Here is a 6,307-nt window from a genome sequence, read left to right as displayed (position 1 = left end):
CAGCGCAAGAAGGTGCTCTTGCCGGAGCCGCTGGAGCCGATCAAGGTGATCACATCGCCGGTGCGCGCGGACAGCGAGACGCCCTTGAGCACCTCGCGTTCGCCATAGCGTTTGTGCAGGTTTTCAATAACAAGGCTGGCTTCGGACATTTTTCTCTCAATCACCCAACAACTTACCGGTTCGCAGTGCAGTCAGGCCGGCCACCTTGGCCACCTTCATGCCGGCATGGGCGAAGCGCACCGACTCGCGCGCGAACAGCAGGCCATCGACTGGGCTTGTCAGCTCGCTCACTTGGTTGCTGAGGGGATCGATCACATGGGCCAGGACTTCTCCGGCCCTGACCATGGCGCCGGCATCGCGCAAAAAGGTCAGCACGCCGGCTGACGGGCTCTTGACCGGAATGCTGCCAGCCAGCGGACGGGCATCGCCGACGGCAGCCGGCAACGCCGGCGCCTGGCCCGAGATCAGGCCGCGATGGGTCAGGAAATCGATGATGTGCTGCGCGTCGCGCCGGGCCAGCGCGTGGTCGACATCGGCCTGGCCTCGCAGCTCCACCGTGACCGACAGGCAGGCCTGCGGAATCGGGAAGCGGTGCTTGAACTGCTCGGCCCAGCGCCACCAGGGTTGGGAGCAGATCTCGTCGAACGGCCGGTCGCCGGAGTCCTGAGCCAGCAGCGTGAGACGAGCACCCAAAAAGCGCGCCAGCACCTCGCACTCCGGCCAGCAGGGCGTCTCGGTGTAGAGATGCAGCACGGCCTCGGCATCGCAGTGCAGGTCCAGCACGATGTCGGCGTCACAGGACAGGCTCATCAGTGTGCGGCGCAGCGACTGCAGCTCGGTGTCGACCGGGGTCTGCAGCACCGCTTCCCGCAGGGCCAGGCGCAATAGCCGCACATTGCGCGCCGCGTCGTCGCTGAGCTCGCTCTCGACGGCGGTCGCGACATTGGCGATCTGGTCGGGGTAGTGGCGGTTGAAGTTCTCGCCCGAGTTCAGCTCGAAGCGGCCCATATGTCCGTGCAGCAGAAACTGCGATAGGCCGATCGGGTTGGCCATGGGCACCAGCACGATCTCGCCGGCGATGCGGCCAGAAGCTTCGAGTGCATCGAGTTGCTGGCGCAGATGGTGGGCCACCAGCATGCCGGGCAGCTCATCGGCATGCAGTGAGGCCTGGATATAGGCTTTCTCGGTGCCGCTACGGCCGTAGTGCAGCGAGATCAGCTCTCGCTGGGTGCCGGGGGCGGGCGAGAGCAGGGGGTGGCGAGAGGTTTGCATGGATTCAGCGCGGCGTCATCTGGACTTCAGCGAGGCATCAGCGGCTTGAGCCAGCGAGCCTCTGCCTTATGGAACAAGCCCACCAGGGCCAGGGTCAGCACAAAGTAGAACAGCGCGGCCGTGATGAAGGCCTCGAAGGGCAGGTAGTAGGTGGAGTTGACCTGGCGCGCGGCGCCGGTCAGGTCAGTGATCGTGACGATGCTAGCCAGCGAGGTGCCGTGCAGCATGAAGATGGCCTCGTTGCTGTAGGCAGGCAGCGCTCGACGCAGTGCCGAGGGCAGCACGATGCGGCGCAGCATCACGCCGCGACTCATGCCCAGAGCCTTGGCGGCCTCGATCTCGCCGTGAGGAAGCGCGCGGATGCTGCCCGCGATGATCTCGACCGTGTAGGCGCAGGTATTCAACGCAAAGGTCAAGCAGGCACAGAACCAGGCCGAGCTCAGATAAGGCCAGGCCACGCTCTCGCGCACTGCTTCGAACTGCGCCAGGCCGTAGTAGACCAGGAACAGCTGCACCAGCATCGGTGTGCCGCGGAAGAAATAGGTGTAGAGCCAGACCGGGCCCGACACCCAGCGTGAGGGCATGCAGCGCAGCAGGGCCAAGGGGATGGCCGCCGCCAAGCCCAGCATCAGCGAGATCAAGAGCAGCTGCAGGGTGGTCCAGGCGCCGCTGAAGTACAGCGGCAGGTTTTCGGCAATCGCGTCCAGATTCACAACAGTCCTTGGCGCACGCCGACGGAGAAGCGCTTTTGCAGATGCTTGAATACCAGCTCGGAGGCGCTGGTGAAGGCCAGGTAGATGACGGCTACGGCCGCGTAGAACACAAAGGGTTCGCGCGTCGTGCCGGCCGCCTGCGAGCCGCGAGTCATCAGATCATGCAGGCCGATCACCGAGACGATGGCCGTACTCTTGATCAGCACAAGCCAGTTGTTCGACAGGCCTGGCAGTGCATGGCGAAACATCTGCGGCAGCGTGATGCGCCGGGCGATCTGCCAGCCGCTCATGCCGTAGGCCAGGCCGGCCTCGCGCTGGCCGGGCGGCACGGCCAGGAAGGCGCCCCGAAAGGCCTCGGTCAGGTAGGCGCCGAAGATGAAGCCTATCGTCAGCACGCCCGCCAAATAGGGGTCGACGTCGACATAGTCCTCATGCCCCAGCGCCAGCGCGATCTCGTTGACGGCCAACTGGCCGCCAAAGAAGATCAAGAGCATCAGCACCAGATCGGGCACACCGCGTATCACCGTGGTGTAGACCTGAGCGACGCCGCGCGCGGCCCGAAAGCGCGAGAGCTTGGCCATGGCGCCGGCCATGCCGAGCACCATGGCCAAGGCCAAAGAGGCCAGGGCCACGCTCAGCGTGACCAAGGCACCCTCCAGCAGGCTGGGCAAATAGCCGTGCAGAAACATGCGTTGATTGAGGGTTTACTGCTTCGGCGAGACGTCGTACTCGAAGTACTTGTCGTTGAGCTTCTTGAACGTGCCGTTGGCGCGCAGCGCGGCGATGGCATCGTTGAATTTCTTGCCCAGGGCCTTCTCGTCGGCCTTGCGCATGCCCACACCCGAGCCGGTACCGAAGTACTTGACGTCATCGAAGGCCGGGCCAACGAAGGCATAGCCCTTGCCGCCTGCAGTCTTCAGGAAGCCGGTGTCGATGGCGACGGAGTCGGCAACGGTCGCGTCGATGCGGCCCGACTTCAGGTCCAGATAAGCCTGGTCCTGGGTGGCGTAGCGCACGATCTCGCTTTGCTTGAACTGGTCGGCGGCGAACTTCTCGTGGATGGTGGCGCGCTGCACGCCGATCTTCTTGCCCTTCATGCCGGCGGCGCTGATATCCAGCTTGGCGTCGGCCTTGGCGGCAAAGCGGGCCGGCGTGTTGTAGTAGGCCTTGGAGAAGGCGATGGCCTTCTTGCGCTCATCGGTGATGGACATCGAGGCGATGATGGCGTCGATCTTGCGCGCCTGCAGGGCCGGGATCAAGCCGTCAAAGTCCTGCTGTACCAGAGTGCACTCCGCCTTCATCTCGGCGCACAGGGCCAGCGCATAGTCGATCTCGAAGCCCTTGAGCTTGCCGTCCGGGCCGACTTCGGAGAACGGAGGGTAGGCACCTTCGACACCGATGCGTACCTTCTTCCAATCGGGCGCTTGGGCGTGGCTGCTCAGAGCGGTGAGGGTGCTGCAGGCCAGGGCGGCCAGAGCGATCAGATGACGACGTTGCATGCGTTCTCCAAGAAGTGTGCGAATGGCAAAACAAGGTGAGGATATTGCAATGCCCATGAGGCAAAGGGCATCAGGGTTTGAGCGAATGTAAAAAATCCTGAAGCACAGCCACGGTAGCGGCCGGATCTTCCTCCTGCGGCACATGGCCTAGCGCCTCAAACACCACCAGGCGGCTGCCGGTAATCGCGTCGGCGAAGGCTTGGCCGTAGGCGGAGGGGATCAGCCGGTCGCGGCCGCCCCAGAGAATCAGGGTCGGCAGCTTCAGCCCGGCCAGCCCTGCGATGTTCTGACCCGGCTGCATCTGCTGGATCCGCTGCAGCAGTGCTGCGCGGTTGCCCTCGCGCAGGGTCAGCTCGAAGTAGCGGTCAACCAGGGCGGTGTCGACCTTGGCCGGGTTGCCGTAGAGATTGGCCACACTGGCCTCGACCAGGCGGCGCGGCAGCAGGCCGCTGACCAGGCCCCGCAGCACCGGCAGTCGCGCCAGCTGGAAGGCCAGCGGCACTGAGTCGGGTTTGAAGTCATGGCCGGACGCATCGACCAGTACCAGGGCCGCGACCCGCTGCGGCGCCTGGGCCGCCAGCTGCCAGGCGATCTGGCCACCCAGCGAGTTGCCGGCCAGCACGACGCTCGGCAGCTTCAAATGATCGAGCAGGGCCAGTACGAAAGCGATATAAGCCTTGTCGCTGTAATCGCCATGCGGCTGCGCGCCGCTGAGGCCGAAGCCGGGCAGGTCAAAGCTGATCACGCGGCGCCGCTGCTTGAGTTCGGTGGCCCAGCCTTCCCATGTATGCAGGCTGGCCGCCGTGCCGTGGATCAGCACGATGGGCTGCGGGTCTTCACTGGGACCTTCGTCGCGCAGATGCACCAGCTGGTCGCCCAGCTCGATGAAGTCCGAGGGCGGCGGCGCCCAGCGCGCCACCAGGCTCTCCAGCGAGCGTTCGGGCGCGCGGAAGGCGGCCATCATCAGCGCAGCGCCCAGCAATGCCAGGCCAAGCAGCTTCAGCAGCAAGCCGCCCGGCCCTGTCCGTTCCCGTCTCATGGCTGGGGCGCTCGGTGGGCCTCGCTGGCTGGGCGCTCAATCTCGATGGCCGGATGCAGGCCGGCGTCCAGCGCCTCGCGCTGGTCGAACACAAAGCAGCTGCCGTGGTAGTGCGGGCCGCCGGTCTCCTCGAAATACTTCAGGATGCCGCCTTCGAGCTGATAAACGGGGCCGTCCAGCCCCTGCTGCTGAAGATACAGCGCGGCCTTCTCGCAGCGAATGCCGCCGGTGCAAAAGCTCACGACGGTCTTGCCCATCAGCTCCTGGCGATGCTGGTGCACCGCCTCGGGGAACTCGCTGAACTTGTGGATGCGCCAGTCGATCGCGCCGTCAAACGTACCGTAATCGACCTCGAAGGCATTGCGAGTGTCCAGGGTCACGACCGGCCGGCCCGCGTCGTCATGACCCTGGTCCAGCCAACGCGCCAGCGTGGCGGCAGGCAGTGCGGGTGCGCGCTCGGCCTGGTCCGGGCGGATCGTCGGATGGTTCATCCGGATGATCTCGGGCTTGACCTTGACCAGCAGCTTCTTGAACGGTACGGTCTCGCTCCAGCTTTCCTTCGGGTTCAGCGGGGCGAAACGTGTGTCCTCGTGAAGGGCCGCAACCCAGGAGCGCACAGCCTCGGCCGGGCCGGCGAGAAACAGATTGATGCCTTCCTCGGCCAGGAGCACCGTGCCCTTGAGCTCCAGCCTCAGGGCCAGCTCATGGAGGCGCTCACGCAGCGCGTGGCAGTCGGGCAGGCCTACGAAAAGATAGGCCGAGATGTTCAGAATCGGAGCGTTTTGCATGGCGGACAGGCCTGGATTGTAGGCATGTCGCGCCGAGCCCTCATTGGACTGGCGGCGTGGGTCGTGTTGGCACGCTGGCGCTGCACAGCTCGATATGGCCCGGGCTGTGCACAAACCAGCCGCTGCGCCAGCGCCGCGCGTCCAGCAACGCGCCCCAGGTCTTGCTGTCTGTGCGCAGCACCTGCAGGGCTGGGCGCTCGCTTTGCGGCATATCGGCCAGCAGCCGCGCGCGCTGTATCGTCGGGCGCTGTTCGGGCTTGTCGTAAAAGCCCATGTTTGGGCCGCCGCGCGGCAGGCTGGACAGCAGCTCGATGCCCTTGAGAACCCTGCCGACCACGGTGATGTTCAGATCCAGCCCACGCGGCGCATGGCCGATCACCGCATAGAGCTCGCTGCCGTTGCTGGAGTCGACCGCGTTGCCGCGCCCTGCGCCGACCATGCCGTAGCAGTGCGCCAGCCAGGCGCGGTCGTTTTTCGGGTCGGCGGCGACCGGGAAGCCCTCGACAAAGCCAGTCTGCGGTGCCCAGCCGTCGACATCGGGCAGTCGGGTCAGTGCCAGGCCTTTGAGTGAAACCGAGAACTCAGCCGGCAGTTTCGCCTCGGCCTTGCCCAGCGGCTTGGCGAGCTTCTCGTTCTCGCCATTCGGGTCTCCCCACTGGGTAACGAAGTTGTCCTGCACGCGCACGACGGCCAGACCGTCGTAATAGCCGCCGCGCGCGAGCTGTCGGATATTGGCCGCATGACGGGGCGCGAAGCGGGGCGCCAGCTCGATCAGAACCTGACCTACTCCATCACGGGTCTGGAGTTCCATCAGCACCGTGTTTTCCGCATCCAGACCGCGCCAATCGTCGGCCGGCGATTGGGCCAAGATATCGGCGCTGCTGCGCTGGGTCGGCCGGGGCGCTGGGTCGGCGGCAAATGCCGGTAGCACGACGGCGGGTAGGGCCACGGTTAGCAGCAGGGTGGGCAGCAATGTCTTGTCCATGGTCGGCGAGC

The 6,307-nt window shown here is 65.4% G+C and carries 8 protein-coding genes; all 8 read right to left on the bottom strand.

The window, feature by feature from the left end:
- On the bottom strand, nt 1–149 hold a 149-nt coding region (locus OOZ63_RS27465), incomplete at its 3' end, for an ATP-binding cassette domain-containing protein (protein WP_266008880.1).
- A gap of 7 nt (nt 150–156) precedes the next feature.
- Nucleotides 157–1,272 (bottom strand): succinylglutamate desuccinylase/aspartoacylase family protein, encoded by a 1,116-nt coding sequence (locus tag OOZ63_RS27460; RefSeq protein WP_266008874.1) that lies wholly within the window; start codon nt 1,270–1,272, stop codon nt 157–159.
- A gap of 26 nt (nt 1,273–1,298) precedes the next feature.
- Nucleotides 1,299–1,985 carry an ABC transporter permease gene (locus tag OOZ63_RS27455; RefSeq protein ID WP_266008872.1) on the bottom strand — a complete coding sequence of 229 codons (687 nt, stop codon included), beginning with the start codon at nt 1,983–1,985 and terminating at the stop codon, nt 1,299–1,301.
- A complete protein-coding gene (locus OOZ63_RS27450; protein WP_266008871.1) occupies nt 1,982–2,674 on the bottom strand; it encodes an ABC transporter permease in 693 nt (230 codons plus the stop codon). The genes OOZ63_RS27455 and OOZ63_RS27450 overlap by 4 nt, the downstream gene beginning before the upstream one ends.
- Nucleotides 2,675–2,689: 15 nt before the next feature.
- Nucleotides 2,690–3,484, bottom strand: coding sequence for an ABC transporter substrate-binding protein (locus tag OOZ63_RS27445; RefSeq protein ID WP_266008870.1), 795 nt, complete (start codon nt 3,482–3,484; stop codon nt 2,690–2,692).
- A 70-nt stretch (nt 3,485–3,554) separates the two neighbouring features.
- Nucleotides 3,555–4,523: an alpha/beta fold hydrolase gene (locus tag OOZ63_RS27440; RefSeq protein WP_266008869.1), complete on the bottom strand. Its 969-nt coding sequence runs from the start codon at nt 4,521–4,523 to the stop codon at nt 3,555–3,557.
- Entirely contained in the window at nt 4,520–5,311 is a 792-nt protein-coding gene (locus tag OOZ63_RS27435) for a sulfurtransferase (RefSeq protein WP_266008868.1), read from the bottom strand. Before OOZ63_RS27435 ends, OOZ63_RS27440 begins: the two co-directional genes overlap by 4 nt.
- 40 nt (nt 5,312–5,351) lie before the next feature.
- Complete coding sequence (locus OOZ63_RS27430) at nt 5,352–6,296, bottom strand: peptidylprolyl isomerase (RefSeq protein WP_266008867.1); 945 nt, start codon at nt 6,294–6,296, stop codon at nt 5,352–5,354.
- Nucleotides 6,297–6,307: the final 11 nt, after the last annotated feature.

This window comes from Paucibacter sp. PLA-PC-4 (assembly GCF_026241155.1).
Lineage (GTDB): Bacteria > Pseudomonadota > Gammaproteobacteria > Burkholderiales > Burkholderiaceae_C > Roseateles_E.
Note: the sequence above shows the minus strand (reverse complement) of the source record. Positions and strands in the feature narration are given on the sequence as shown.